The organism is Variovorax sp. dw_308 (genome assembly GCF_019207085.1).
In the GTDB taxonomy this organism is placed as follows: domain Bacteria; phylum Pseudomonadota; class Gammaproteobacteria; order Burkholderiales; family Burkholderiaceae_C; genus Variovorax.
Map to the genome: position 1 here is coordinate 1 of NZ_JAATOM010000070.1, position 2,846 is coordinate 2,846.

Consider the following 2,846-nt stretch of genomic DNA (forward strand, 5'->3'; position numbering starts at 1 on the left):
CGGCCATTATGAGAAGGCCCCAGTTATGAGAAGTTCTGGGGCGACGTAGGCGGGCAGGCCGCGCCAATACTCGCGATCCGCAGTGCGACCACGCACTGGACTGGACATAAATCGGCTGCTGGCGCAGCACTGACGGCTCCACCTCTGGAGACCGTCATGACCAAGATCCCTGCGCTGCACCAGACCCTACGGGGCTGGCTGCTAGAAGGCCCGCTGTCCGCCCAAGTCCCGGCCTACGTCGCGCGACTGAGGCGAGGCCGGTACGCCACCCACACCTGCGATCGCTACGTGAACGCCGTAGCGCATTTCGCGCACTGGATGTCGATGTGCCATTTGCCGGCGCGCATGCTGAACGAAGGCTGCATCGACCAATTCCTTCGCTATCACCTGCCTCGGTGCGACTGCCTGGGTGGCGCGTTGCGCACGCCGAGTGACGCGCATGCGGCATTGGTCCCCATGCTGGAGATCCTGCGCGCAGAGGGCGTCATTGCGCGGCCGCCCGCACCGGCAGGCCCCATTGCCGATGAGCTTCGCAGCTACGACGCCCACATGCGCGACGCGCGCGGCTTGGCATCCAAGACGCGCAGTGGCCGTCTTCGCATCGTCGAACGGCTGCTGGTGGCCAAGTCCGCCGGTCGGCCTGTCGTCGTCGGCGAGCTTCAGACCGACGACATACGGCACTTCGTCGCCGACCAACTCGATGCCCTGGATACCACCAGCAACGCCATCACGATCGCCTCGACCCTGCGCGCGTACCTGCGCTACCGCGCAACCCGTGGCGATGCGGTGCAGCCGCTGTTGGCAGTCATCGCATCCCCCGCGCACTGGAGCATGGCGTCACTGCCAAGAGGGCTCAAGCCCGAGGAGGTGGATCGGTTGCTGAGTTCGTTCACCGCTGCGCTGCCTTCGCCCCGCCGTGGCTACGCAGTCGTCCGCCTGGCGCTGGATCTTGGGCTGCGCGGCATCGAGATCAGCCGGCTGCAACTGGCCGACATCGACTGGCGCCAGGGCACGGTCACGCTCAAGCGCACGAAGTCGCGCCGCCAGGACCTCCTGCCCTTGCCGACGAGCACCGGCCGGGCCCTGGAGGCGTATCTCCGCTACGAGCGGCCCAAGACGAGCGACGGGGCGCTGTTCGTGCGCCGCCTGGCGCCGCATGACGAGCCCATCGGCGTCGACGCCATTCGCCGTATCGTTCGCGACGCCTTCCGGCGCGCAGGCATCCCGCATGGCCGCGGCCATGCCCTGCGCCACACCGTGGCCTGTCGGATCATCAACCAGGGCGGGTCGATCAAGGAAGTGGCCGACGTGCTGCGGCACCGGTCACTGAACACCTCGATGATCTACGCCAAGGTTGACCATGGCGCGCTGTCCGACGTTGCGCTGCCGTGGCCGGGGAGCCTGGCATGAGCGCGCGGACGGGCAGCCTGCAGGCCAGGGTCGAGCAGTACCTGGCCGAGCGACGCCGTGTGGGCTTCGAGCTCAGCACGATGGGGCACGGTCTGGCAAGCTTCGCCAGGCATGTCCAAGCGGCGGGGCACCACGGACCGCTGAAGGTCGATCTGATGGCCACCTGGGCGCGCCAAGCCAAGGGCGGACATGGCGACCGCGCCACTGCGGCCCGGAGGCTGAAGATGCTGCGGCCGTTTACCAAGTGGCTACGGCAGTTCGAGCCCGCCACCGAGGTGCCCAACGAAGCCGTCTTCGGCGCGGTGCCGGGCCGGATGACGCCACACGTCTACCGCGAGCCCGAGATCGTAGACTTGCTGGCCGCCGCCCGGGAGCTCGGCCCCGACGGCGGACTACGCCCGGCGGTGATGGAGACGCTGTTCGGGCTGATCGCCTGCACCGGGTTGCGCATCTCCGAGGCGCTGGGGTTGCTCGATGCCGATGTAGACCTGCAAGGCGGCGTGCTGACGATCCGGCAGAGCAAGTGCGGCAAGTCGCGCCTGGTGCCGCGGCATCCGAGCGCCATCGAGGCCCTGGCGCGCTACCGAGCGCAGCGCACTCGGCATGTGCGCAGCACACCCGAGTTGCCATTCTTCGTCGCCAGCCGCGGGCGCTTGCTGGGTCAACCCGTCGGGGACCGCCAAGTCCACCGCATCTTCGAGGAACTGCGCAGGCAACTCGGCTGGGTGGATCGTGGGAGCCATGGCACGCCGCGCATCCACGACCTGCGCCACAGCTTCGCAGTGCGCCGGTTGGTGCTCTGGCACGAGCAGGGCGTGGACGTGGGCCAGCGGATGCTGGCGCTGTCGACCTACCTCGGTCACGTCAAGGTCTCCAGCACCTACTGGTACCTCACCGGCGTGCCGGAGTTGATGGGCTTGCTGGGCCAGCGCTTCGAGCGCTTCGCCAATCCCTGGGAGGACGGCGATGAGTAGGACTTCGACTCCGCGCGCCCCGCCGAGCTTCGCTGCGCTGGTGCAGTCGTTCTTCACCGAGCACCTCACCCAGCAGCGCGCGATGAGCCCGCGGACGGTGGCGACCTACCGTGACGCGTTCGTGCTGTTTCTGGACTTCGCGGTGATGCACCTGCACAAGCAGCCCACGACGATGCGGCTGCAGGACATCACGCCGACGCTGATCCTGGCCTTCCTCGATCATCTGGAACGTGACCGCGGCAACGCCGTGCGGACGCGCAACGCGCGGCTGGCGGCGCTGCGCGCGTTCCTGAAGTTCGCCGGCCACCGTGATGTCGATGCACTGCATGTCGTCGAGCAGGCACTGGGTGTGCCGATGAAGCGCTTCGAGCGGCCGATGCTCGGGTTCCTGTCGCGCGAGGAGATGCTGGCGATCATCGGCAAGCCGGGGCCAAGCTGGACCAGCCAGCGCGATCACCTGCT

The 2,846-nt window shown here is 68.1% G+C and carries 3 protein-coding genes; all 3 read left to right on the top strand.

Translation table 11 applies throughout. From position 1 onward, the window contains the following. Window positions 1-156: 156 nt before the first annotated feature. Complete coding sequence (locus HCU76_RS36155; RefSeq protein WP_218512043.1) at window positions 157-1,410, top strand: tyrosine-type recombinase/integrase; 1,254 nt, start codon at window positions 157-159, stop codon at window positions 1,408-1,410. After that, window positions 1,407-2,384 carry a tyrosine-type recombinase/integrase gene (locus HCU76_RS36160; protein ID WP_213959952.1) on the top strand — a complete coding sequence of 326 codons (978 nt, stop codon included), beginning with the start codon at window positions 1,407-1,409 and terminating at the stop codon, window positions 2,382-2,384. Before HCU76_RS36155 ends, HCU76_RS36160 begins: the two co-directional genes overlap by 4 nt. 40 nt (window positions 2,385-2,424) lie before the next feature. After that, the coding region (locus HCU76_RS36165) for a tyrosine-type recombinase/integrase (RefSeq protein WP_371319970.1) at window positions 2,425-2,846 on the top strand (422 nt) is incomplete at its 3' end.